Raw genomic sequence first — 21,669 nt, 5'->3', positions numbered from 1 at the left:
TGTGCTCTATCTCATGCAATCAATCATCTGTGTGAACACTTATAACTTCATGTCACTTTAGGTAAGGAGGTGATCCAACCGCAGGTTCCCCTACGGTTACCTTGTTACGACTTCACCCCAGTCATGAATCACAAAGTGGTAAGCGCCCTCCCGAAGGTTAAGCTACCTACTTCTTTTGCAACCCACTCCCATGGTGTGACGGGCGGTGTGTACAAGGCCCGGGAACGTATTCACCGCAACATTCTGATTTGCGATTACTAGCGATTCCGACTTCATGGAGTCGAGTTGCAGACTCCAATCCGGACTACGATACGCTTTAAGAGATCCGCTCACTGTCGCCAGCTTGCCTCCCTCTGTACGTACCATTGTAGCACGTGTGTAGCCCTACTCGTAAGGGCCATGATGACTTGACGTCGTCCCCACCTTCCTCCGGTTTATCACCGGCAGTCTCCCTAGAGTTCCCACCATTACGTGCTGGCAACTAAGGATAAGGGTTGCGCTCGTTGCGGGACTTAACCCAACATTTCACAACACGAGCTGACGACAGCCATGCAGCACCTGTCTTAGCGTTCCCGAAGGCACAACTGCATCTCTGCAATCTTCGCTAGATGTCAAGAGTAGGTAAGGTTCTTCGCGTTGCGTCGAATTAAACCACATGCTCCACCGCTTGTGCGGGCCCCCGTCAATTCATTTGAGTTTTAATCTTGCGACCGTACTCCCCAGGCGGTCTACTTAGTGCGTTAGCTGCGCTACTCACAGTACAAGACCACGAACAGCTAGTAGACATCGTTTACGGCGTGGACTACCAGGGTATCTAATCCTGTTTGCTCCCCACGCTTTCGCACCTGAGCGTCAGTATTGTGCCAGGGGGCCGCCTTCGCCACTGGTATTCCTCCAAATCTCTACGCATTTCACCGCTACACTTGGAATTCTACCCCCCTCTCACATACTCTAGCGTGCCAGTTTTGAATGCAATTCCCAGGTTGAGCCCGGGGCTTTCACATCCAACTTAACACACCGCCTACGTGCGCTTTACGCCCAGTAATTCCGATTAACGCTTGCACCCTCCGTATTACCGCGGCTGCTGGCACGGAGTTAGCCGGTGCTTCTTCTGCGAGTAACGTCAAAATGCTGTGCTATTAACACAACACCCTTCCTCCTCGCTGAAAGTGCTTTACAACCCGAAGGCCTTCTTCACACACGCGGCATGGCTGGATCAGGCTTGCGCCCATTGTCCAATATTCCCCACTGCTGCCTCCCGTAGGAGTCTGGACCGTGTCTCAGTTCCAGTGTGGCTGATCATCCTCTCAAACCAGCTAGGGATCGTCGCCTTGGTGAGCCATTACCCCACCAACTAGCTAATCCCATATAGGTGCATCCGATAGCATGTGGCCCGAAGGTCCCACACTTTGGTCCGTAGACATTATGCGGTATTAACAGTCGTTTCCAACTGGTATCCCCCTCTATCGGGCAGCTCCCTATACATTACTCACCCGTCCGCCGCTAAATCCAGGAGCAAGCTCCCTTCATTCGCTCGACTTGCATGTGTTAGGCCTGCCGCCAGCGTTCAATCTGAGCCATGATCAAACTCTTCAATTAAAAGTGTTTGCTGTCCATAAAGGACTGCTCAGTCTTACTGACTTAAAACATATTTCTATGTAAGTCACTCAACCGATAAATTTCATTTTGTGAAATCCATCATAAGTGCCCACACAGATGATTGATTGCGAATTGTTAAAGAGCGTGCTTCGCTTAGAAGCGGGAGGCGTATGTTACACTTCCCAGTTTTTAAGTCAAGCGTGACGATTATTCTTTTTTAAAAACACTCGTCACACCCGACTTTTTATCCCGTTTCACCGTGTTTACCACCACCGTGAAGCGAGGGCGCCATTTTAGTGATTTAAGAAAGTCTGTCAAGCGTCTTTTTGAAGATTTTTAACTTTCTTTCTAAACTACCCGGAGACTCTGTTTTCGCAGCACCCCGTGGCATGGCGCGCATTATAGGGCGTTTTTAAACACGTGCAACACCTAAAGTGCAAAAAGCATATCGATTGCTTATAAAGTAAGCGCCCCTCCGTACTTCCTTAAAGATTTATCAAGCCATAGCTTTACGATGGTTGTACTCCAGCACCATTTGAGTCATTTGCATGTCATCGTAAGGAACCAAATTGCTCAAAATCATCCGCTTCTCGCCAACGCCTATCAACTTGCCATCCTCTTTTAGTGAAAACTGCAAAAGCGCATTGCCCCTTTTTCCCTCAACTGACAATGATGATGCTGTCAGACTTAAATCCACTTTCTGCGATGGTAACAGTTCAAATTCCAATGCCATGCTTTCATATATCACCAGCGGGCGTTGAGCGTTGATCATTACATTATGCCGCTGCATTAGTGGCTGCAATATATGAGGAAAGTTCTGACCAGAAAACCTGACATAATCCTTTATCAGCGGTTCTATGACGTTAAGGTCGTTCTGAGATGGCCCACTACGCTGCAACGACAGATACTTTTTGTTCTGATCATCAAGAATAGTAATGCCTTCGGGCTCCTCAGCACAATGTAGTGCTATATCTGCACCAACCATACCGGCAAACTGGCAGCTAAGGTGCTGTGAAACACCATACCGTGTTAGCAAATACGAAAAAAGCAAATCCCCCGGCACACAAAACCGCTTCGCGTCTTCATCATGTATAGGATTAAAGTCAGAAGCGACTTGTTTGGCAAAGCCACTTGCCTGCTGGCGAGTGAAGCTAAAATACTCACCGTCTTGCTGCACATACTGTTCTAATAACATCCATTACCCATCTATTACTGGCGTTTTGGCGGCCATTCTACCTAAATTTGCCTTACTAATGGTCCAGCCAGTCTATCGATAATAATTGCAAAAAATGCTTGCTTTTTATCCAACACACAAATACTGTATATTCATACACTGTATAAATAAACACTAGAGGGTTGTATGTATAACAATGTGATGCGTCGTCCATTATTTCAATCGACTACTTATAACGATAGTTGCGTATTACAAACTCTCGTTAATGCGGGCATCGGCGCAGATATTAGTGACATCGCGCCCCGGCAAAGCCTTTTACAGTTAATTAAACAACATCAAAGTCAGGATGGATGGATACTTCTTGTTGCACCTTCCAGTCTGCCAGATAAAGAGTGGGCGGAGAGCTATCAATTATCCTTGCACAATGTTCTGGTTGTGCATCAGAAACAAATTAGCGATTTGGCAGCGACTTTAACTCAGGCCCTTACTTCTGCCAGCTGCAAAGTAGTTATCAACTTTGGTCAGCCTTTAGGCTCACAACAATTAGAACAATGCCGGAAACTTGCTGTGGAGAATAATATTTGGTTCTATCAGAGTGAGCTTGTCGCGAAAGAGGTATTTAAGCACTAGCCGCGTGTTCGTAACAGGACAACAGGGATTACATACGGTAGAATTTCAGCATCGATTTATCAGAGCTATCGTTATGCAATGTTATTGTGGCTCAGCTAAGCCTTTTGACTTATGTTGCCACGCTTTTATTAGTGGACAGATGCAGGTGCGCTATTGCGAGCAACTGATGCGTTCCAGGTATAGCGCATACTGTCATAAGGCCGTTGATTACATATATCAAACTTATCATCCTTCAGTGCGGCAAGAGAATCCTGTCGCGGCTCTGGCCTCTTTTGCACATGACAGCCATTTTATTACATTAGAGGTACACAGTGCAGAGCAAAGCGCAAAAGAGGGCTTTGTCGAGTTTACGGTTAAATATATGCAGCATAATCAACTGCATCAATTTCGGGAACGCTCACGTTTTGTGCTCGAAGATAGATGGTATTACCTCAATGGCATATTAATCGAGCAAACCCCATGGAAAATACAGCGAAATGAGCAGTGCCCCTGCAATAGTGGGAAGAAATTTAAACAATGCCGGCAACATTTAATCTCAGGTAGTCAAATTTAATAAACTAAGCTGCTTCTCCAGCATGTAACTGCTGCAATATTTCATACATAGCGGCAGGATTAGCTTGCGGTTTTGTCAATTCCGGCTGCAAAAGCCGTCTTTGACTGTGCAAGCTCAGCGCTTGAACGATATCGTTGCTCAGCCTTTTTTTATCGTCATGCTGTAGCAATGGCGCGGTATTCATACTCATTGCTAACTTTAAGCCTGCCATACCGCCTTTCTGCAAGGCTTTAGTATGTTGACTGAGCACCACGATATCGCCTTCTTCCATAGCAAAACTTCGTGCCGGGCGAACTCCAAATCTGTTACACAGATCATCGCCCACTTTTGTCTCTGATATAGCATCAGGTGTAAGAAACTCGGCAGACTCTTCAACCGCTGGTGACAATAACGCCAGATAAAGAGCGAAATCAGCCCGCTGCGCGTGCTGAAGCGCATTATTAAGTTTAGAATTGAGCTGCCATTCGTTAATAATCATTCTGGACAAGTAGTTTAAGTGCTTCATAAATCCCGGTCTGACTGAATTATCGGCAGTCAGACAAAAAAGTTTAGCAAATGGCTTTACATCAAAAGTCAGTTTGATAATATGCCGTCCACTCGTGGAGGGGTTCCCGAGTGGCCAAAGGGATCAGACTGTAAATCTGCCGGCACTGCCTTCGAAGGTTCGAATCCTTCCCCCTCCACCATCTCTCTCTTTGCTGAAACTTTTGCAGCACAAGCCTATTAATATTATCTTGCTTATCTGTCAGTTATTTCCGACACTTAGTCACAAATTGCTAATGAATTAATGTGGTATTGATGGATAACAAAACGCTTGAGAATCAACGTGTTCTAATTGTTGACGATCAACGGGCTTTCCAATTGATGTTTAAAGGTATTTTATATCAAATGGGAGCGACAAACGTCGCCTTTTCGCCAACAGGAGAACAGGCATTAGCAAAGTGTGCCACAGTCAGTTACGACGTACTCTTCGTTGATTATCACTTAGGTGTGGGAAAAAACGGTAAACAGCTGCTTGAGGACCTGAGAGAAAAAAAACTACTGGCACCTCACAGTATCTTTATGCTGGTCACTGGCGAAAATAAAGTTCCTATGGTTATGAGTGCTGTCGAACTCGAGCCAGATGACTACCTGGTCAAACCCTTTTCGCAGAACGTATTGCGTAGCCGCATTCAGCGTATACAACGAAAGAAATCCCAATTGTCAGCACTGTACCAGGCATTGTTCGATGACCAGCCCGAACGGGCAATTGAGTTATGTCAGCAGGCAATAGCAAGCGAAAGCCGCTATCAGCAGTTTTGTAAAAGAGTTATGGTCGAGAACTTGCTGGTGTTGCATCGTTACGAAGAAGCGGAGTTGATCCTGCAAAATAGCCTTAATCAGCATCGCAGCGGTTGGGCATTGTTGCTACAGGCGAAATTATGTTTCGAATTACAACGTTTTGATGAAAGTTTGGCGTTATGCCAGGAAGCAATCGAAAGTAATCGCTATTTTGCAGAAGCCTACGATATACAAGCCATGACTTATCAGGCTACCGGAGATCAGGAGCAAGCGTTTAGTAGCATCCAGACTGCTGCTGAAATAGCGCCTTACAGCATGTCACGACAGTACTTGCTCATTGAGATTGCACGCAAACTTAATAATGTGCCGCTGCAGGTTCAAGCCAGCAAGCAACTATATGAGATCACCCGACGTTCAATTAAGCAAGATATCGTACATCTTCTAAACTATATCCGCACTGTTATTGATGCCGCAGTACGCGCGGATGATCAAAACCAACGTAACCGCTATCTACAGGAAGTTTCGCTCGCATTACAGCGCGTGAAGCGTGATGATGGCATGACGCGCGAAATCGATTTTGGTTTATTTGAAGCCTTATGCCAGGCCAGACTGGAATCGCTCAACGGCGCTCAGTATCAAGCGAAGAAAACTTATGCCGCAGTTGCCGACCAGCTGTCTGAACAACATCAGGTATTGCCTGACGCAATATTTTTATTAAATCAAATTGGTGAGTTTGAGCAGGCCCAAAGCCTGACACAACTGGTACCTGCTGAATTAATGCAAAACCCATTGCTGAAAACGTTATTCAGTGATCAGCAACTTTTCGTTGATAAAAAGCAGCAGCAGTTCGGCGAACTGAATAAAGCCGGCATAAAAAGCTATAAGGAAGGTAACTTTAATGCAGCCGTAACACAGTTTGAAGCCGCACTGGAGCTTGCACCAATGAACACTGGCAGTGCGTTGAACCTGATCCAAGCTTCGATTCAGTTACTGAACAGTCAACACAAGCGTAAGTCATCTGAACTGTTTGACCGGTGTAAAAAGACCTTCCGCGTTGTGGATAACATGCCATTACCAGAACATCACCGCGTACGCTACAAAGAACTGCTACAACAGTTTGATAAGCTGCGGGACGAAATGCGGCGCTGAAGGCTACTCAGCGAGCCGATCTGCCAGTTCATACACCAAAGCACTGGCACCAATACGCAACCCACTGCTAAGCGCTATTTTCCCTGTCAGTTCTTCATATAATTCTACAATTTTCAGAGCTTGCTCTACCGTGCGCACACCACCAGAAGCCTTAAAGCCCACTTCACGTTTTGCTGCGGCTATCACCGTCAGAATGAGGCGAGTGGCTTCCTCAGTAACACCTATCGGCACTTTACCGGTAGATGTTTTAATAAAGTCAGCGCCAGCATCAATTACAAGTTCACTGGCTACTGTTATTTGTTGTGCTGTTGTCAGTTCACCAGACTCAATAATAATTTTCAAACACCTATCAACACAGGCTTTACGGACACTTTGCAGAAAGCTTCTTACTGCGTCATATTCTCCGCGCTGCAACATTTTATATGGCAGCACACAATCGATTTCTGTGGCCCCCGCCGACAACGCCTGTTGGATCTGCTGGCAAACCTGCTCTTCAGGTAAGTCACCTGTAGGAAAATTAACCACAGTTGCAATAGCTGATTGCTTCTGACGTGCCGGCCAGTTTAGCAGTGACATCAAATACTGAGGGTAAACGCAATAAGCTGCAGCAGATATAGCAGGTAATGACGCTGTCCAACTGTCAAAAGAGGCATTTGTTTCGTCATCCTGTAATCTGGTGACATCCATCAGCTTGGCTAATTGCTGCAGGCGTAAAAGATTAGTCATTAATTTTAATTCCAATATTGGTTATTCCGAAGCAGTGCCTTACCTGGCTCAGGCATCGCCAGAGTTGGCAAGCTTAAATCAGCGGCTAATGCAAATGCAAAGCAGCGGCAAAAAATACTAAAAATATTTTGAATTAATTTGAACGGCCACAGTCTCATCTTACAGTAGTTGTTATGTAGTACCATTTCTCTCCTGTTTCGATGTCCTAGTATTTACGCCGGCTTTCGAGCCGGCGCTTTTTTTACAGCTCAAGCCGGTACTGATGTTGCTTCAACCATAGCTTGGCATCGCTATGTCGCGGGTAATATTGCCGCACCAGTTGCCAGAAGTGCACAGAATGGTTAAGGTGGCGCAAATGGGCAAGTTCGTGCACAACAACATAGTCTGCTACCCATTCGGGTGCCATCATTAAGCGCCAGTTAAACCCCAGCTCTGCATTGCTTTTACAGTATCCCCATTTCGTTTTCCAATTACCGATGGTAAGTGCGGTTGACGTTAAATTCATCTCCCGCTGCCAGAATGTAACACGCTCAGTAAACCAAGCGCTGGCCTGCTGTTTATACCAGTCAGTCAATAGCTGACGCAATTTGGCGTCGGTCGGTTTAGCCCGTTTTGACAGTGATACAATTACTGCACCACCAGACTGCATGACGCCAGTAGTCAAAGCACTTTGCACCTGCAACGGCAGGAGTTGATCAAGTAAAGGAACACAACCTTGTTCCAGCCAACCCGGAGAATGTCGCAGCTGTGTCTGGCTAAGGTGTTTTGAAATCCAGGCCTGCTTGCTGGCAATTAAAGCATTAACTTCAGCAACACTCACGCCTACCGGAGCTCTTACCGTTAATTTCCCATCAGCGATTTGTAATGCCACGCTTCGTCTTTTACTGCTGTAATTAAGCAGGTAACTTAATTCGCCCAGCGCTAACTGTAATGCTGCCAACTAAATCTCCACAGCCTGATATTTCATACATACAACATGGCAACATTGTGCCACACCAGCCGTGAAAGTGTTATCATCGCCCCACTTGCCAGAATCAAGACAATAAGGGCATCACGATATGAAAATAATTTCCTTTAATATTAATGGCATACGCGCAAGGCTGCATCAACTAAAAGCACTTCTGGACAAACATCAACCAGATATTGTGGGTTTGCAGGAAATAAAAGTGCATGATGATGAGTTTCCGTTATCAGATGTGGAGGCAATGGGCTATCACGTATATTATTTTGGGCAAAAGGGCCATTATGGTGTAGCAATATTAAGCAAAGCCCCCGCTGAGCATATGCAGTATGGCTTTCCAACAGATGAGCCCGACGCTCAGCGCCGAATGCTAATTGGCCGTTTCAGCATGCCAGACGGCACGCCTCTTACTGTACTTAATGGCTACTTCCCGCAGGGAGAAAACCGCAATCATCCTGTTAAGTTTCCGGCCAAGACAAAATTCTACGCAGATTTACAGCAGTATTTGACTACGCATCATACGCCAGATGAGCATATCGCGGTTATTGGCGATATCAATATTTCTCCTGTAGATCTGGATATCGGTATTGGTGAGGCGAATGCCAAACGTTGGTTACGCGAAGGAAAAACATCCTTCCTGCCAGAAGAACGGGCTTGGTTAGCTCAGCTAAAAGACTGGGGACTGCTCGACACGTTCAGAGAGCTCAACCCGGACACCACAGCACAATACAGCTGGTTTGACTACCGCTCAAAAGGTTTCGACGACAACAGAGGCCTGCGCATTGACGTTATCATGGCTACTGCCCCACTCGCTAAGCGCTGCACTGAATGTGGTATCGATTATGAAATCCGAGCCATAGAGCGCCCATCAGACCACGCACCTGTATGGTCGGTATTTAATTAATTTGAATTTGTTTAGCATCGCAACGCTGCAAGCCTAAACATTAAAACCATTGTCTGACAAAAGCTCTGTCCAACTGCTGATAAGCTTGCTGCAGCAGTATGGCCAGATCTTTGTAGCGGCCAGGCTGCTTTACCGGCGCCATGCTTATGCCCTGCTGCTGCATTTTCTGCCTGATCTGTAAATACCAGCCGGCAATAGAAGGTGGCAAAGGTGTTGCTGCACGAACACCTAACCAATACCAACCTTGTAAAGGCAGCGCAGCTACGAATAACATCATCGCAAGTATCTGAGGAAGAAACGCCTTTCCGAGATAAAAATACTGAATGACTGCACACACTATCGCCAGCAAAGGTAAAAAACGTCCGGCGATTGAAGTTAGCAAAATAACTTTATTTTCAATAAATAAACTATTCAATTCAGCTTTGGCCGGCCACTGCTTACTATATTCTCTGCCCTCGCGCAGCGTACTATATAGCGGATACTGCATTGCTTGCTCCTGAAGTAGGTTCACATTTGAACGATAGCATAAATCCGCAACCTTTACCTGCCTCAGCTAATAGGCAGGCCAGATTGGCTGCAAGCTACCAGCCAAAACAATAATTTTGATCAACGATTTGCGGCTGGCTTATGCCAAGGAAACTGCTTTTTACCAGCGCTTACATTGGTTATCAAAACTCAAACTGGCATTTTGCCTTACTTCATAGCAGCTTTAGGCTAAGTTCAAACTAACAAAAAATATGCCAACTTACTTATCTAAATAAATTCATTAACTTAACCGACTTAAACAACGTTACACACAAAGTTATCCACAAAATCTGTGGACAACAAAGTCCCATATAACTCAACAGAACTACAAACTTAACGCTATAAACTACCCTGCAAAAAAAAGACTTCATTAAATATTCATGCAAAAACCGTTGAAATGTCATATTTCATTTTTTCGATGTATTCGTTCAGTTGCAGTAGTGCACGCTGCACGGCATACTCATAATCCGTAATCACCGAATTATGCTGAATTAATACTGCTGAAGTACTTAGAGCCGGAGCGTTTGTTGATAAATTGGCAAGAACAATACAATGCTAAAATGCCGGGGTTAGCTGTTAACAGCCCGGCATCTGGTATGATACTACCTTTACATGCGCATACCGATCCGCTTTATAACACCACTGTATTACCCCAGGCGTTATGCATTAAACTGCGGCATGACACCCTGATAGCACCCTTTGCGGGTATTTATGATCGCAGCCTGCTTGGCGGCCGAAGATTAAACTTCCGGCATAAAAGCGGCTTAACCCTGCAACTTGATCTGCCCGAAGACAACAGTCTGAAGCATGGTGAAGTGATAAAACCCTTGGTTCATGATGGTGATCAGGTTATAGCCGGGCAGCCAGTGCTCAGGCTTGATCCCAAATTACTTCAGGCTGACATGGGGTATTTGGTGGTATTAATGGTACTACCACATCCGGCTATATCAGCAGTGTTCAGTACTGAGCGCTCTGTGGCAGCAGGTCAGGACGCTGTATTCACTCTACAAATGAAGAACAAATAATGATGACAACTCTATATGGTATTAAGAACTGTGACACAATTAAAAAAGCCAAAAGCTGGCTTGAACAACATCAAATCGCCTATCAGTTTGTAGACTACCGCGCTGATGGCCTTACACAAGCGCAACTTGCAAACTTCTCTGCTCAATGTGGCTGGCAAAATCTGCTCAACACCAGAGGCACAACCTATCGTCAACTTGATGATGCTGACAAAACAGATTTAACTGAAGATAAAGCGTTGAAATTGATGTTGGCCCAGCCAGCAATGATCAAACGCCCGTTACTGGTGCACAATAACCGGTATATTCTGGGGTTTAAAGCTGAGCAATACCAACAAATTTTCGGACTATAACGATGATGGCATCCAATGAAGTTATTGCACTGACGATGGATTTGATCGCCCGCCCTTCGGTTACACCAGAGGACGCAGGCTGTCAGCAAGTAATGGCTGCACGTTTAGCCGCCATCGGTTTTAATGTAGAAGTCATGCATTTTGAAGATACCCTGAATATGTGGGCCCGTCGCGGTAGCGGCAAACCGGTATTTTGTTTCGCCGGGCACACCGATGTCGTGCCAACCGGTCCGGCTGGACAGTGGCACACCCCACCTTTTGAGCCCACTATTATCGGCGATACTCTGTATGGTCGTGGTGCGGCTGATATGAAAGGCAGTCTTGCAGCGATGGTTGTTGCAACGGAGCGTTTTTTACATCATTACCCTGAGCCCAGGTTTGATCTGGCCTACCTTATCACCAGTGATGAGGAAGGCCCTTTTATTAACGGTACAAAACGTGTCATCGAAACGCTGGAACAGCGGCAGGAAAAAATAAGCTGGTGCATTGTAGGCGAACCCTCCAGTAGCCACAAAGCCGGCGATGTCGTGAAGAATGGCCGCCGCGGTTCTTTAACCGGCAACCTGGTCGTAAAAGGCATCCAGGGACATGTCGCCTACCCTCAATTAGCAGATAACCCTGTTCATAAAGCCGCTGCAGCTTTAACAGAGCTTGCTGCTGAACAGTGGGATAAGGGGAATGCTTATTTCCCGGCCACCAGCTTTCAGATAGCGAATATTCATGCTGGCACCGGCGCATCGAATGTAATACCGGGCGAGTTAAATGTTATGTTTAATTTTCGCTACAGTACCGAAAGCACGGCTGAGAGCTTGCAACAACGCGTCATTGCATTGCTGGACCGTCATGGCCTTAATTATGAGCTGGACTGGACATTAAACGGCCTGCCATTTCTGACCGACAGCGGCAGCCTGGTCGCGGCCACTGTTGAGGCGATAAAAAAGGTGCAGGGCTTTGAGCCGCGGCTTGAAACAAGTGGTGGCACGTCAGATGGCCGCTTTATTGCACCAACAGGTGCTCAGGTGATAGAGCTTGGTCCGTGTAATGCCACTATCCATAAAGTGAATGAGTGTGTCTCAGTTACGGATCTCGAGCAACTGGCTAAAATGTATGAAGCCGTGCTGGAACAGTTACACCTGAGCCTATGAATACAACAGACATCGATATCCTGACAGGTCTTACAGAGCAGCATATTGTGCAGTATCAGGATGGTTTTAGTTTACATACTGCCACCGTTTCACCTTTTACTGCATTATGTGAGGCCGCAAAAACGTCAGGTATTGATATCAGAATAGCGTCGTCTTTTCGTTCTTATCAGCGCCAGGCCGCTATCTGGCAAGCTAAAATAACAGGAGCCAGGACCGTATTTGACCAAGCCGGTAAGGCTGTGGACGTGACGAAGTTAGCCGGTATGGCGAAACTCGACGCCGTCTTATTGTATTCAGCGTTGCCTGGTGCCAGCCGTCATCATTGGGGCACAGAGGTCGACATATATGATGCTGCGGCAGTACCAGACGATTACAAACCACGACTGCTGCCAGAAGAATACAGCGCGACAGGCCCATTTTGGGCCATGCAACAATGGTTGCAAAAACACGCTGCTGGCTTTGGCTTTTTTCAGCCTTATCAGGTTTATCAGGGAGGTGTTGCTGCAGAGCCATGGCACCTTAGCCATAGGCCTGTCGCTGAGCAATATCTGACGCACTTTTCAGCATTGACATTGCGTCAGTGCATCACACTACACCCCCTGACAGAGCAGGAACTGGTGCTTGAACACCTTGATACGATATTTGCCCGCTATGTTACGAATATCTGCAGGTAAACCCATGAACTGGCCGCTGATAATCGCGCTTTCGCTTGCTTTTGCCGTCGTTGTCGGCAATATCATGCTCCTTAAGCATACTGCCAGATTGCAGATATCACCTTTCAAGCAACTTTCAGGCAAAAGTGCCAAGCTGGATTTAACAGACAGTGTTAAGGACAGCCGCACTCACTCCGACTCATTACCTGCGCGGTCAAAAGCAGAATAACCCTGAAGAAAACGCTGTAACTGGTCGCGCAAATTAGGCGGTGTGCCTTTAATCAGAATGGTATCGCTGTGTGGATCATATTGAACACGGTCGCCCAGCAGTTTCTGTTCAAAACTAATTGATAAGCCAGCGCCCTGCCCACTAAATTTAATCAGTTTTTTTAGCTCTTTTACTTCTACCGGAAATTGCTCAGCCACTTGTAACTGCTGTTCCTGGCAATAACGTAAAAAGCCCTGTTGTTCCTGATCATCTATCACAGCGGACAACTCTGTCAGTACAACGTCCTGTCCTGCTTTGGCCCTCTCCTCACAGTAACTGTACACCTGCTTACGTGCATCATTTTTCTCGCCGCTATCAAACTCTGCTGCCGCAAAATATTCCTCAACAGAGGCCAGCACCACCTTACTGTTAGCTTTGGCATCAGTGCCCTCTTCACAACCGAGAAAGTCGAGGAAAAAGTCCGCCACTTTACGCCCTGCCCGGCCACGGATAAAGCTGATGTATTTCCCCTGTTCCGGCGAACTTAAATATTCAGTTAAATCAATCCGCGCGGCCAGTTGCATCCGGGCAATATCCAGATGACGCGAAGTTGCCAGTTCCAGCTCATCAGTCAGTGAAAAATGGTCCTTACTGCCCAGCAGGCAAATCATCAGATAATCACTGGTCAGATAGCGATAGTGACACACTAGCAAATAACCACTTTCGGGTAGCTGATGCGCTTGCAGTTGCTGCTCTAATGCCGCAGTAGCAGTGTTTGCCAGGACATTAAAATCACTGTTTTGCTTTTGCCAATCCTGCAGTACAGTCACAACCTGTTGATCTTTTTCCGGGTTGAAAGCTGCGTAGCCTTTAGCCGGTTTACCGTTGTACGCCAGGTGCAGCTGCTCGACCAGGTGTGCTACGGCTGAAGTAGGCGTCACTAGTGACGGCCTGTAATGCGCTTTACTTTGCGCCTGCTCATCCAGTTCCAGATAATTTATCGCCAACTGCTGCACATCTACTGACATAACTTTTCCTGTTTAAAATGAATTCTGGTACTATTCTAACTGTTTAATTCACGTGACCTGCGGATAATTCATGCCAATTGTATCAAAGTATTCCACTGCACAAATTGAAAAGCTGGTAAATCAGCTGCTGGATGTGTTGCATGCTGAAAAAGCCACCACAGAACTGAGCCTGATGTGTTTAGGTAACGCCATCAGCCATGTTGTTAACAGCAGTGTACCGCAGAACCAGCGTGCCGCCGTTGTCAGCCATTTTAGTCAGGCATTGGCTGACACTGTTGTTGATAAGGCAAACTAATCACTTATGGTGCTGGAAAACAACCTGTCACTGGTAAAAAAGGTCAACCGGCTACTGAACTGGGGCCACTGGTTTAGCTTCTTCAATATTTTGCTGGCACTGGCAGTAACTTCAGTTTACTGGCTGGCTGAACCCTTGCCTGTTTCAATAATGGGCTGGCTGTATCTGCCACTGAACTGGATAGGTCATACAGCATTTTTGTGTTTTATGTTTTTTATTCTAACGATATTTCCGATATCGTTAGTATTTCCCTATCAGCGCCATGTACGGGGCTTAGCCGCAATACTGGCTACCGTTGCCCTTATAGTACTTATTTTTGATGCTTATGTTTATGCCAACCTGGGTTACCACGTTGGCAGCGCATCGTTAGACCAGGCTGCAGAACTGTTACGGCAACAAATTGTCACTAACTTGCGCAATTTCGTATTAATTGTTGTTACTGTTGCTGCCCTTTTATTGGCAGTGGAGCTGACTCTAAGCAACTTTTGCTGGAAAAAAATAGAACGGCTGAAAAAATCTGCGATAGCGACACCATTATTTACACTGTTTATTGGCAGCTTCATGTTAAGCCATTTACTGCATATTTATGCTGATGCCAACGTAAAATACGATGTTACCCGTCAGGACAATGTGCTGCCGCTATCTTACCCTGCAACTGCAAAAACCTTTCTCGCCCGTTATCAGCTGATTGACCTGAATAAACAAAACCAGATACAGCTCGATAAGCTGAGCTTACCACAACACTTCAGTCATCAGCACAACATGGTATGTCAGGAAACTTCAGACAGTCATTCTACTCTACTGCTGGTCACTGATGGCTTCAGCCCGGAACTGGTTAAGCACCTGGCCAGCGCGGGCCTCAGACCGCTGGAGCAGCATTTTGCTCCTGTAGCACCAGACGAAGCTTTGCTCAATCTTCTGTATGGCAAATTCCTGATAGAGCAGAATGCACAGCAGCAATTGGAAGCGGCGCCGTCATGGTTAGCGCAATTGCCTGAGGGACGCATTAGTATAAGCCGTTCTGCCGAAACCGAAGTTGCGCAATTGCCCTGGCTTAATGTTGCAGCACCTGCACAATACAGCATTGTCTTCGACAATACCCCATATCAGCATTGGCAAAGCTACAGCCAATTTGACAACATAGTCGTATTGGGTTTAAGCGGCAGCCATAAACAGTTCAGCCTGGCCCCCGCTACTGTTTGGTCAAATTGGGCTGCCTTGCGGCAGTTACAACCACATCAGGTTACACAACATCTGGATTGGCTACCTACACTGCTGGCCCAGGCAGGTTGTCAGGCACAAGCGAACTGGCCGGGTGACAATCTACTACATCCGCGCATTTTACCCAAGCTCAATATCAGTGGTGGTGAAATCATCAGTTTTAAAAAAGATAAGATGGTTATTTTACGGGCAGACGGCAGTTATGGCGTCTGGTCGGCAGGTACTTTAGTACCTCTCAATGACCGCTTAGATTTACCAATGCTGACAGATGCATTAAAGCGCATTGAACAACCAATTGATTAATAGCCAGGTATATAGCCAGCTTTAACGATTGCAAAAACCGATTAAGCTGACCATTTTAATTCACTTTAAACAGTAATGAGAACGTTTATCATCTAACTATTAAAAAGTTCTGAGGATAAACATCATGAGTAAAACCATTACCTTCGCTATCATGCATTTTAGTATTGCCTTCGCGGTCACTTACCTGATTACAGGTAACTTTATTTTGGGCGGTGTAATTGCGGTGGTTGAGCCGTCCGTCAATACTGTCGGCTACTTTTTCCATGAGAAACTGTGGCAAAAAATGAATAAAGCGCAGCCAACAGCCAATATTGCTGAATTTACACACCAGGCATAACCTGTCAAATAGCCGGCCACTGCTGCTGTTGTGATAAAGTCAGAAAGCTCCAGGCCAGTGCACGACTGACTTTTTGGCCCTGCCGCATTTCGATTACATCGGTTTGCACTGCACCGACACTACTAAGCAATTTACGTAGCGGCTTTATATGCTTTTGCTGCGATACCAGGGTCGTAAACCAGCATACTTGCTGTTTAAACAGTGCGCTTTCACGGATCATCTGGCTGATAAACGCTAATTCTCCTCCGGCGCACCATAATTCATGCTGCTGGCCGGCAAAATTACGTACAGCCCCCTGCTGCCCTTTACCCAGATTAATCCACTTACGCGAGCTCGCCGCCTCCGCTTCAGCCGCCGAGGCGTAAAAAGGTGGGTTACACATCGTCAGGTGAAATTGCTGCTGGCGCTGAATAATACCGCTGAAAATTGTGTTATCTGTTTGCTGAACAATGTGCACAAGCGGCTGCAGTGAAGGGTTACTGGCAACAATTGTTTTAGCAACCTTAACCGCGATAGGGTCTATATCACTGCCGTATACCTGCCAGCCGTAACTCTGACTGGCAATGATTGGATAAATCAAATTGGCACCGGTGCCAATGTCTAATAACTTAACTTGCTTACCCAGCGGCAGCGTCGGGTAACTGCGCGCCAGTAAGTCGGCAATATAGTGCACGTAATCAGCCCTGCCCGGCACCGGCGGGCACAAATAGCCCTGTGGTAGCTGCCAAAATTTAACATTGTAATACCTGGCAAGTATCGCCCGATTCAATGCCACTACAGCAGCATTATCACCAAAGTTTATTGTTTGCCCACCGGTTCTGTTACTGCAGATAAAGTGCTGTAAATCAGGCAAAACTTTTGTCAATTCGGCGAAGTCGTATTGACCGTGATGTAAGTTGCGTGGATGCAGCAAAGAAGAGGAAGACATGTCACACTTAACCCGGAAAAAATAATGCCGCAAAGTTTATCATGTTCTGGCTTATCTTAAGCAACGCTGCAAAAAAACCGTTACAATAGCGCCTATTAACACAGCCCCTATCGGGCAGAAATTTGGATATCGCATGCTGGCTCTTGGGAAAATCAACAATTTAGCAGTTAAAAAACAGGTGAAGTTTGGCTTTTATCTGGATGGACTAAGCTGGGGAGAAATATTACTGCCAAATAATGTCGCCCCTGCCGGCCTGGAGATTGGCAATCAGCTTGATGTTTTTCTTTACCTTGACTCGGAAGATCAGCTTATTGCCACAACTGAACGACCTAAAATTAAGGTAGGCGAAGTTGCCATGTTAAAAGTGGTAGCTACAACTAAGGTTGGAGCTTTCGTCAACTGGGGGTTGAAGAAGGACCTGTTAGTGCCTTTTAGCGAGCAACAAATTCCGCTCAAAGAAGGACAAAGCTATTTGCTGTACTGTTATGTCGATAACAGTAACCGGATAGTCGCCTCCAGCAAGCTGGACCGGCATCTGCACAAAACAGTTCCCCAATATCGCCCTGGAGACAAAGTAGATATTATTATCAGTGAACAAACCGATATTGGCTATAAGGCGGTCGTTAATCATCAACACTGGGGCGTGTTATACCAAAGTGATGTATTTAAACCTCTGCGCCGAGGCGATAAACTGCCTGCCTATATTGCCAAAGTACGCGATGATGACAAAATTGATTTGCGTCTGAGCGCTTCGACGTTTAAACAAGCACAAGAGTTGACAGCGCAAGTGCTGGCGAAACTGGAGCAAAATGGCGGTAAGCTTGCGTTAACAGACAAAAGCGCACCTGAGCTTATTTATGCGCAGTTCGGCGTCAGCAAAAAAGCGTTTAAGCAGGCAATTGGCAGCTTGTACAAAGAGAAGAAAATTGTCATTTCAGACGCCGGAATTATTTTGGTAAAGCAGTGATCCTCAAACATTAAAAGGGCCTGCTGGCCCTTTTAAATTAAAATGTAGACTCAGCGAAAGCGATTAAACTCGTCTTCAGCTTCTTCGCGGCTCATGCCATAGCGTTCTTGCATTTTACCGCAGAACTTTTCAAAACGGCCATTTACTTCCTGTAAATCATCGTCAGTGAGCTTTCCCCATTTCTCTTTTACTGAACCTTTAATCTGGCGCCATTTGCCTTCTGCAATATCACTATTCATAGCTTTGCTCCAATGTTGATTAAATACTCGCTGCAGCCAGGTACAATTGAGTTTAGGCAGCGCTGCAGCTGCCTAAATGACTGCAAGGACTGAACCAAAAAGCTATAAAAAATTAAGTTGCTGTAAAATATGATAAAAATAAAAAGAAAAGCTAAAAGGTAGCCGAAGTATGCCGCAAGTGCAGGTAGCTTTTACCTGCACCGTTGCAACTTTTTCAGATCAGATTGTCCCGGTTCAGCGGCTTGGACAACAGCATATGCACTGCACTGGTTGCGCGTTCTCTGAACCCGCCTTCACAGTAACAAAGATAAAAATGCCACAACCGCACGAAGTTATCGTCGTAACCCAGCTGATGCACCTTATCACGCGCTTGCATAAAGTTATCACACCAGTGTTTCAACGTTTTTGCGTAGTCGAAGCCGATATCATGCAGCTGGCGCATGACCAGATCTGTATTGCGACACACCGCATCTGACATTCGGCTAACGGAGGGCAGGCAGCCCCCCGGAAACACATAGCGTTTTATAAAATCCACTTCACGCACATATTGACGGTAACGCTGGTCTACTATTGTTATCGCCTGCAGCATCATCAAACCTTCTGGTTTTAACAAGCTGCTGCATTTAGCAAAATAGGTATCAAGATATTCTTCGCCAACAGCTTCGATCATCTCAATAGACACCAGCTTGTCAAACTGACCGCTAAGATCCCGGTAATCGCTGAGTAAAACAGTAATCCTATCCTGCAGCCCCAGCGCGTTAATTCGGTCGGTGGCGTAATCATATTGCTGCTTTGAAATAGTGGTTGTCGTGACTTTACAGCCATAGTTTTGTGCTGCGTAAATAGCCATAGCGCCCCAACCTGTGCCTATTTCTAGCAAATGGTCATGCGCTTTTAACTGTAGCCTGTCACAAATCAGTTTCAGTTTATGTTGTTGTGCCTGAGCAAGATCGGCGTTGTCGTCAGGGTACACAGCACTTGAATACATCATACTGTCATCGAGAAACAGCCGGTACATGTCATTTCCCAGATCATAATGTGCTGCAATATTTTTCCGAGCCTGTGTTTTGGTGTTACGATTACGCCAGTTCAACAGCTTCAACAGCGGGCGCCCAAGCCTGCTGATTGCCGAATCCAGCTTATCCAACGCAGCCAGGTTTAATGCAAAAATACGCACCAGCGCAGTAAGATCATCACAGCGCCACCAGCCCAGAATGTAAGCTTCACCAGCACCAACTGAGCCAGCGACCACCATTTTTTGATAAAACGCCGGGTCAAGCACTGTGATAACCACCTTCAGCGCTGCCTGCTCATCGCCAAGCCGTAAACGTTGATTACCCTCAACCAGGGTGATATCGCCATGCTTTAACTGACTGATAAAGTTCAGCGTAAATTTCCTATACAGGCGTTCGAACCAGCTCAGGTTGTCAAACAGAGAAACGTCCGTCAGGCTCATCGTCATGATTTATTATCCTTCGTTTTAGGGTGAGCGTGCACCGGTACTCTTTTTATGAGCAACTTTAGTGCATGCCAATATATCCGCCATACCACCTGTACGTTTTGCCATGGCTGTCGGATCAACCATTGTCGTTTCCATTTTGCTGTCAATTCATGACGTTGCAAATTGAACCAGGCACTAAATACCTGATGGCCGCCTTGCGTATTGGCAACGCTGCATCTTAATGCCCGACCAGGTACAGGGATCTGCCAGTGATACTGCATATCAATGGGGTGAAAAGGTGATACATGGAAAGCTTTATCATGCTGATAATGCTGTTGCCCATGAACAATGTTCTGCAGATAATAATGGCGCTCATTCCACGGGGTGTTACTTACCTCTGCCAGCAGACAGCAGAACTGCTGTTGCTCATCAAAGCCGTAGTACAGTGTAAGCGGGCTGAAATATAGCCCCCAGTTGGCAAGAGGGGTCAGCACGAATACTCTGTCAGGTTTTGTTAAACCGCCTAACTGGTTAATCTTGTCGCAGACTGCCTGATATAGATTATCAGCACCTGACAGATAATCAGTACGTCGGAAACTTAGGGCACCAAACTGCTCGAACTGAATGCCTGCATCCTGCAGTGACGCCTTATTGAGTTCATTACAGTCAAGCCAGTACAACGCCAGCGGATAACTGAAACCATGGCGGCGTGGGGTGAGCCTTAAATGCCCCACCTCGCCCTGATACACAGCATGACCACACTGCATCAGAATGACACCCCGAGCATGTTGGCGACATCAGTCGCACTTCTGGCGCCATCTTCATGAAAGCCGTTATACCAATATGCACCACAGAAATAGGTGTTGTTTTCACCATTTATGCTATGGCGCCGCTGTTGGGCGGCCAGTGTACAATGGTTATATACCGGGTGCGCATAACGGTATACGCCGAGAATCTTATCTTTGGCTATGGCAGTGGAATTATTCAGTGTGACGCAGAATGTAACCGGAGCGCTGATACCTTGGAGTAGGTTCATATTATACGTCAGGGTTGCCCTGTCATTCACATTGGCATCAAGATTATAGTTCCATGCCGCCCAGGCGTTTTTGCGTTTAGGCAGTAACCGCGTATCCGTGTGCAGCACCACATCATTTTGTTGGTACGCAATGGCGCCGAGAATTTGCCGCTCTTGCTGCGTGGCACTTTCCCCCAACAGAGCCAGTGCCTGATCGCTGTGACAAGCCATGACCAGCTTATCAAAATGCTCTGTGCGGCCATCGTCAAAGCTAAGCATTACGCCTTTATCATCGCGTGAAATGGTGCGAATACGCTGGTTTAATTTCAGCTTATCAGTGCCAAGCTTTGTTATTAAAGCGTCGACATAACGCTTGGAACCACCACTGATAACGGACCACTGAGGTCTGTTACTGATATTCAGCAAACCGTGGTTATTAAAAAAACGCAGGAAAAAGCGCAGTGGAAACGCGGGCATATCAGCCAGGCCCGCAGACCAGATCGCCGCCCCCATTGGTAGCAAGTAGTTATCGCGTATGGCATTACCAAACCCATGTTTAGCGAGGAAATCTCCCAGAGCCAAATCCAGATCAGCATCGTTCGAGGCCAATAATTGCTTGCCGAGCCGGTTAAAACGAACAATATCACTGAGCATCAACCAGAATGATGGCCTAAGCAGATTTCGGCGTTGAGCAAACAGGCTGGTTAAGGTATTTCCATTGTACTCGAGATTCTGCGCGCTGTTTTTTACCGAAAAACTCATTTGCGTCGGCTGAAAGGCGACGCCCAATTCGTTCAGAAAGCGATTAAAAATTGGATAAGTCCAGTCATTAAACACGATAAAACCTGTGTCAATCGCATAGTCCTGCCCTGCAACATTTACCTGTACCGTTGCAGTGTGCCCCCCAAGATAATCATTCGCCTCAAACAGGGTCACATCGTGTTTTTGCTGCAATAAGTACCAGGACATCATGCCCGAAATACCACCACCAACAACAGCTATACGCATACTC

Annotated in this window: 24 protein-coding genes, 1 tRNA gene and 1 rRNA gene; 14 read left to right on the top strand and 12 right to left on the bottom strand. The window is 46.3% G+C overall.

Going from position 1 to position 21,669, the window contains the following annotated elements:
- Positions 1–62: 62 nt before the first annotated feature.
- Together AC5SV9_RS18830 and AC5SV9_RS18825 are read right to left on the bottom strand one after the other, a co-directional pair.
- Positions 63–1,599: ribosomal RNA gene (locus AC5SV9_RS18830) — 16S ribosomal RNA — on the bottom strand.
- A 496-nt stretch (positions 1,600–2,095) separates the two neighbouring features.
- Entirely contained in the window at positions 2,096–2,794 is a 699-nt protein-coding gene (locus AC5SV9_RS18825; RefSeq protein ID WP_475149446.1) for a DUF3581 family protein, read from the bottom strand.
- A 165-nt stretch (positions 2,795–2,959) separates the two neighbouring features.
- Here AC5SV9_RS18825 and AC5SV9_RS18820 point away from each other — a divergent pair, with 165 nt between their 5' ends.
- On the top strand, positions 2,960–3,403 hold the full coding sequence (locus AC5SV9_RS18820) for a hypothetical protein (RefSeq protein ID WP_475149445.1): 444 nt from the start codon (positions 2,960–2,962) through the stop codon (positions 3,401–3,403).
- Positions 3,404–3,476: 73 nt separating this feature from the next.
- The gene (locus AC5SV9_RS18815; RefSeq protein WP_475149442.1) at positions 3,477–3,956 is read left to right on the top strand and encodes a YchJ family protein; all 480 of its coding nucleotides are present in this window, start codon (positions 3,477–3,479) and stop codon (positions 3,954–3,956) included.
- Positions 3,957–3,960: 4 nt separating this feature from the next.
- On the opposite strand, the gene AC5SV9_RS18810 is transcribed toward AC5SV9_RS18815, so the two are convergent.
- The gene (locus AC5SV9_RS18810) at positions 3,961–4,461 is read right to left on the bottom strand and encodes a VC2046/SO_2500 family protein (protein ID WP_475149440.1); all 501 of its coding nucleotides are present in this window, start codon (positions 4,459–4,461) and stop codon (positions 3,961–3,963) included.
- A 96-nt stretch (positions 4,462–4,557) separates the two neighbouring features.
- On the opposite strand from AC5SV9_RS18810, the gene AC5SV9_RS18805 reads away from it, so the two are divergent.
- Positions 4,558–4,642: transfer RNA gene (locus tag AC5SV9_RS18805), tRNA-Tyr, on the top strand.
- A 112-nt stretch (positions 4,643–4,754) separates the two neighbouring features.
- Positions 4,755–6,386, top strand: a complete 1,632-nt coding sequence (locus AC5SV9_RS18800) for a response regulator (protein ID WP_475149438.1) — start codon at positions 4,755–4,757, stop codon at positions 6,384–6,386.
- 3 nt (positions 6,387–6,389) lie between these two features.
- Here AC5SV9_RS18800 and deoC read toward each other — a convergent pair whose 3' ends face one another.
- Entirely contained in the window at positions 6,390–7,112 is a 723-nt protein-coding gene (gene deoC, locus AC5SV9_RS18795) for a deoxyribose-phosphate aldolase (RefSeq protein ID WP_475149436.1), read from the bottom strand.
- Between the two features lie 241 nt (positions 7,113–7,353).
- The gene (locus tag AC5SV9_RS18790; protein WP_475149434.1) at positions 7,354–8,052 is read right to left on the bottom strand and encodes a M48 family metallopeptidase; all 699 of its coding nucleotides are present in this window, start codon (positions 8,050–8,052) and stop codon (positions 7,354–7,356) included.
- Positions 8,053–8,170: 118 nt separating this feature from the next.
- Between AC5SV9_RS18790 and xthA the strand changes: the two genes are divergently transcribed.
- Positions 8,171–8,977, top strand: a complete 807-nt coding sequence (gene xthA / locus AC5SV9_RS18785) for an exodeoxyribonuclease III (protein WP_475149432.1) — start codon at positions 8,171–8,173, stop codon at positions 8,975–8,977.
- A gap of 40 nt (positions 8,978–9,017) precedes the next feature.
- Here xthA and yfbV read toward each other — a convergent pair whose 3' ends face one another.
- Entirely contained in the window at positions 9,018–9,464 is a 447-nt protein-coding gene (yfbV, locus tag AC5SV9_RS18780) for a terminus macrodomain insulation protein YfbV (RefSeq protein ID WP_331924996.1), read from the bottom strand.
- Positions 9,465–10,029: 565 nt separating this feature from the next.
- On the opposite strand from yfbV, the gene AC5SV9_RS18775 reads away from it, so the two are divergent.
- From AC5SV9_RS18775 to AC5SV9_RS18755, 5 genes are read left to right on the top strand one after another with little or no spacing between them, the layout of a single operon-like run.
- Entirely contained in the window at positions 10,030–10,527 is a 498-nt protein-coding gene (locus AC5SV9_RS18775) for a PTS glucose transporter subunit IIA (protein WP_475149430.1), read from the top strand.
- Positions 10,527–10,877: an ArsC family reductase gene (locus tag AC5SV9_RS18770; protein ID WP_475149428.1), complete on the top strand. Its 351-nt coding sequence runs from the start codon at positions 10,527–10,529 to the stop codon at positions 10,875–10,877. Before AC5SV9_RS18775 ends, AC5SV9_RS18770 begins: the two co-directional genes overlap by 1 nt.
- Before the next feature lie 5 nt (positions 10,878–10,882).
- On the top strand, positions 10,883–12,022 hold the full coding sequence (dapE, locus tag AC5SV9_RS18765) for a succinyl-diaminopimelate desuccinylase (protein WP_475149464.1): 1,140 nt from the start codon (positions 10,883–10,885) through the stop codon (positions 12,020–12,022).
- Positions 12,019–12,696 carry a M15 family metallopeptidase gene (locus AC5SV9_RS18760; protein ID WP_475149425.1) on the top strand — a complete coding sequence of 226 codons (678 nt, stop codon included), beginning with the start codon at positions 12,019–12,021 and terminating at the stop codon, positions 12,694–12,696. Before dapE ends, AC5SV9_RS18760 begins: the two co-directional genes overlap by 4 nt.
- A complete protein-coding gene (locus AC5SV9_RS18755) occupies positions 12,674–12,904 on the top strand; it encodes a DUF2897 family protein (RefSeq protein ID WP_475149423.1) in 231 nt (76 codons plus the stop codon). Before AC5SV9_RS18760 ends, AC5SV9_RS18755 begins: the two co-directional genes overlap by 23 nt.
- On the opposite strand, the gene yejK is transcribed toward AC5SV9_RS18755, so the two are convergent.
- Positions 12,865–13,911, bottom strand: a complete 1,047-nt coding sequence (gene yejK, locus AC5SV9_RS18750) for a nucleoid-associated protein YejK (protein ID WP_475149420.1) — start codon at positions 13,909–13,911, stop codon at positions 12,865–12,867. The genes AC5SV9_RS18755 and yejK overlap by 40 nt on opposite strands.
- 70 nt (positions 13,912–13,981) lie before the next feature.
- Between yejK and AC5SV9_RS18745 the strand changes: the two genes are divergently transcribed.
- From AC5SV9_RS18745 to AC5SV9_RS18735, 3 genes are all read left to right on the top strand, one after another.
- A complete protein-coding gene (locus AC5SV9_RS18745) occupies positions 13,982–14,206 on the top strand; it encodes a YejL family protein (RefSeq protein ID WP_230819243.1) in 225 nt (74 codons plus the stop codon).
- A 6-nt stretch (positions 14,207–14,212) separates the two neighbouring features.
- The gene (locus AC5SV9_RS18740; RefSeq protein ID WP_475149418.1) at positions 14,213–15,730 is read left to right on the top strand and encodes a DUF3413 domain-containing protein; all 1,518 of its coding nucleotides are present in this window, start codon (positions 14,213–14,215) and stop codon (positions 15,728–15,730) included.
- A gap of 124 nt (positions 15,731–15,854) precedes the next feature.
- Complete coding sequence (locus tag AC5SV9_RS18735) at positions 15,855–16,067, top strand: DUF2061 domain-containing protein (RefSeq protein ID WP_475149416.1); 213 nt, start codon at positions 15,855–15,857, stop codon at positions 16,065–16,067.
- 4 nt (positions 16,068–16,071) lie between these two features.
- Here AC5SV9_RS18735 and rlmF read toward each other — a convergent pair whose 3' ends face one another.
- Positions 16,072–16,995 carry a 23S rRNA (adenine(1618)-N(6))-methyltransferase RlmF gene (gene rlmF / locus AC5SV9_RS18730; protein WP_475149413.1) on the bottom strand — a complete coding sequence of 308 codons (924 nt, stop codon included), beginning with the start codon at positions 16,993–16,995 and terminating at the stop codon, positions 16,072–16,074.
- Positions 16,996–17,128: 133 nt separating this feature from the next.
- Here rlmF and AC5SV9_RS18725 point away from each other — a divergent pair, with 133 nt between their 5' ends.
- Positions 17,129–17,962, top strand: a complete 834-nt coding sequence (locus AC5SV9_RS18725) for a CvfB family protein (protein ID WP_475149412.1) — start codon at positions 17,129–17,131, stop codon at positions 17,960–17,962.
- A gap of 50 nt (positions 17,963–18,012) precedes the next feature.
- Here the strand turns inward: AC5SV9_RS18725 and AC5SV9_RS18720 are convergent, their stop codons facing one another.
- The 4 genes from AC5SV9_RS18720 to AC5SV9_RS18705 all read right to left on the bottom strand — a co-directional run bounded on the left by AC5SV9_RS18720 (position 18,013) and on the right by AC5SV9_RS18705 (position 21,665).
- Positions 18,013–18,201, bottom strand: a complete 189-nt coding sequence (locus tag AC5SV9_RS18720) for a CsbD family protein (RefSeq protein WP_475149410.1) — start codon at positions 18,199–18,201, stop codon at positions 18,013–18,015.
- A 214-nt stretch (positions 18,202–18,415) separates the two neighbouring features.
- On the bottom strand, positions 18,416–19,663 hold the full coding sequence (locus AC5SV9_RS18715) for a class I SAM-dependent methyltransferase (RefSeq protein WP_475149407.1): 1,248 nt from the start codon (positions 19,661–19,663) through the stop codon (positions 18,416–18,418).
- On the bottom strand, positions 19,660–20,409 hold the full coding sequence (locus tag AC5SV9_RS18710) for a DUF1365 domain-containing protein (RefSeq protein WP_475149406.1): 750 nt from the start codon (positions 20,407–20,409) through the stop codon (positions 19,660–19,662). Before AC5SV9_RS18710 ends, AC5SV9_RS18715 begins: the two co-directional genes overlap by 4 nt.
- Positions 20,409–21,665, bottom strand: a complete 1,257-nt coding sequence (locus tag AC5SV9_RS18705; protein ID WP_475149404.1) for an NAD(P)/FAD-dependent oxidoreductase — start codon at positions 21,663–21,665, stop codon at positions 20,409–20,411. The genes AC5SV9_RS18710 and AC5SV9_RS18705 overlap by 1 nt, the downstream gene beginning before the upstream one ends.
- Positions 21,666–21,669: the final 4 nt, after the last annotated feature.

The sequence above is a fragment of the Rheinheimera sp. ATLC3 genome (genome assembly GCF_059429535.1).
Note: the sequence above shows the minus strand (reverse complement) of the source record. Positions and strands in the feature narration are given on the sequence as shown.

Bases quoted from the DNA above. Each gene is read 5' to 3' on its own strand.
- AC5SV9_RS18725 (WP_475149412.1), top strand. From the start codon at position 17,129: ATGCTGGCTCTTGGGAAAATCAACAATTTAGCAGTTAAAAAACAGGTG.
- yejK (WP_475149420.1), bottom strand. From the start codon at position 13,911: ATGTCAGTAGATGTGCAGCAGTTGGCGATAAATTATCTGGAACTGGAT.
- AC5SV9_RS18740 (WP_475149418.1), top strand. From the start codon at position 14,213: ATGGTGCTGGAAAACAACCTGTCACTGGTAAAAAAGGTCAACCGGCTA.
- AC5SV9_RS18770 (WP_475149428.1), top strand. From the start codon at position 10,527: ATGATGACAACTCTATATGGTATTAAGAACTGTGACACAATTAAAAAA.
- dapE (WP_475149464.1), top strand. From the start codon at position 10,883: ATGGCATCCAATGAAGTTATTGCACTGACGATGGATTTGATCGCCCGC.
- AC5SV9_RS18745 (WP_230819243.1), top strand. From the start codon at position 13,982: ATGCCAATTGTATCAAAGTATTCCACTGCACAAATTGAAAAGCTGGTA.
- AC5SV9_RS18800 (WP_475149438.1), top strand. From the start codon at position 4,755: ATGGATAACAAAACGCTTGAGAATCAACGTGTTCTAATTGTTGACGAT.
- AC5SV9_RS18755 (WP_475149423.1), top strand. From the start codon at position 12,674: ATGTTACGAATATCTGCAGGTAAACCCATGAACTGGCCGCTGATAATC.
- AC5SV9_RS18820 (WP_475149445.1), top strand. From the start codon at position 2,960: ATGTATAACAATGTGATGCGTCGTCCATTATTTCAATCGACTACTTAT.
- AC5SV9_RS18710 (WP_475149406.1), bottom strand. From the start codon at position 20,409: ATGCAGTGTGGTCATGCTGTGTATCAGGGCGAGGTGGGGCATTTAAGG.
- AC5SV9_RS18810 (WP_475149440.1), bottom strand. From the start codon at position 4,461: ATGAAGCACTTAAACTACTTGTCCAGAATGATTATTAACGAATGGCAG.
- xthA (WP_475149432.1), top strand. From the start codon at position 8,171: ATGAAAATAATTTCCTTTAATATTAATGGCATACGCGCAAGGCTGCAT.
- AC5SV9_RS18705 (WP_475149404.1), bottom strand. From the start codon at position 21,665: ATGCGTATAGCTGTTGTTGGTGGTGGTATTTCGGGCATGATGTCCTGG.
- AC5SV9_RS18815 (WP_475149442.1), top strand. From the start codon at position 3,477: ATGCAATGTTATTGTGGCTCAGCTAAGCCTTTTGACTTATGTTGCCAC.
- deoC (WP_475149436.1), bottom strand. From the start codon at position 7,112: ATGACTAATCTTTTACGCCTGCAGCAATTAGCCAAGCTGATGGATGTC.
- AC5SV9_RS18735 (WP_475149416.1), top strand. From the start codon at position 15,855: ATGAGTAAAACCATTACCTTCGCTATCATGCATTTTAGTATTGCCTTC.
- yfbV (WP_331924996.1), bottom strand. From the start codon at position 9,464: ATGCAGTATCCGCTATATAGTACGCTGCGCGAGGGCAGAGAATATAGT.
- AC5SV9_RS18825 (WP_475149446.1), bottom strand. From the start codon at position 2,794: ATGTTATTAGAACAGTATGTGCAGCAAGACGGTGAGTATTTTAGCTTC.
- AC5SV9_RS18715 (WP_475149407.1), bottom strand. From the start codon at position 19,663: ATGACGATGAGCCTGACGGACGTTTCTCTGTTTGACAACCTGAGCTGG.
- rlmF (WP_475149413.1), bottom strand. From the start codon at position 16,995: ATGTCTTCCTCTTCTTTGCTGCATCCACGCAACTTACATCACGGTCAA.
- AC5SV9_RS18760 (WP_475149425.1), top strand. From the start codon at position 12,019: ATGAATACAACAGACATCGATATCCTGACAGGTCTTACAGAGCAGCAT.
- AC5SV9_RS18720 (WP_475149410.1), bottom strand. From the start codon at position 18,201: ATGAATAGTGATATTGCAGAAGGCAAATGGCGCCAGATTAAAGGTTCA.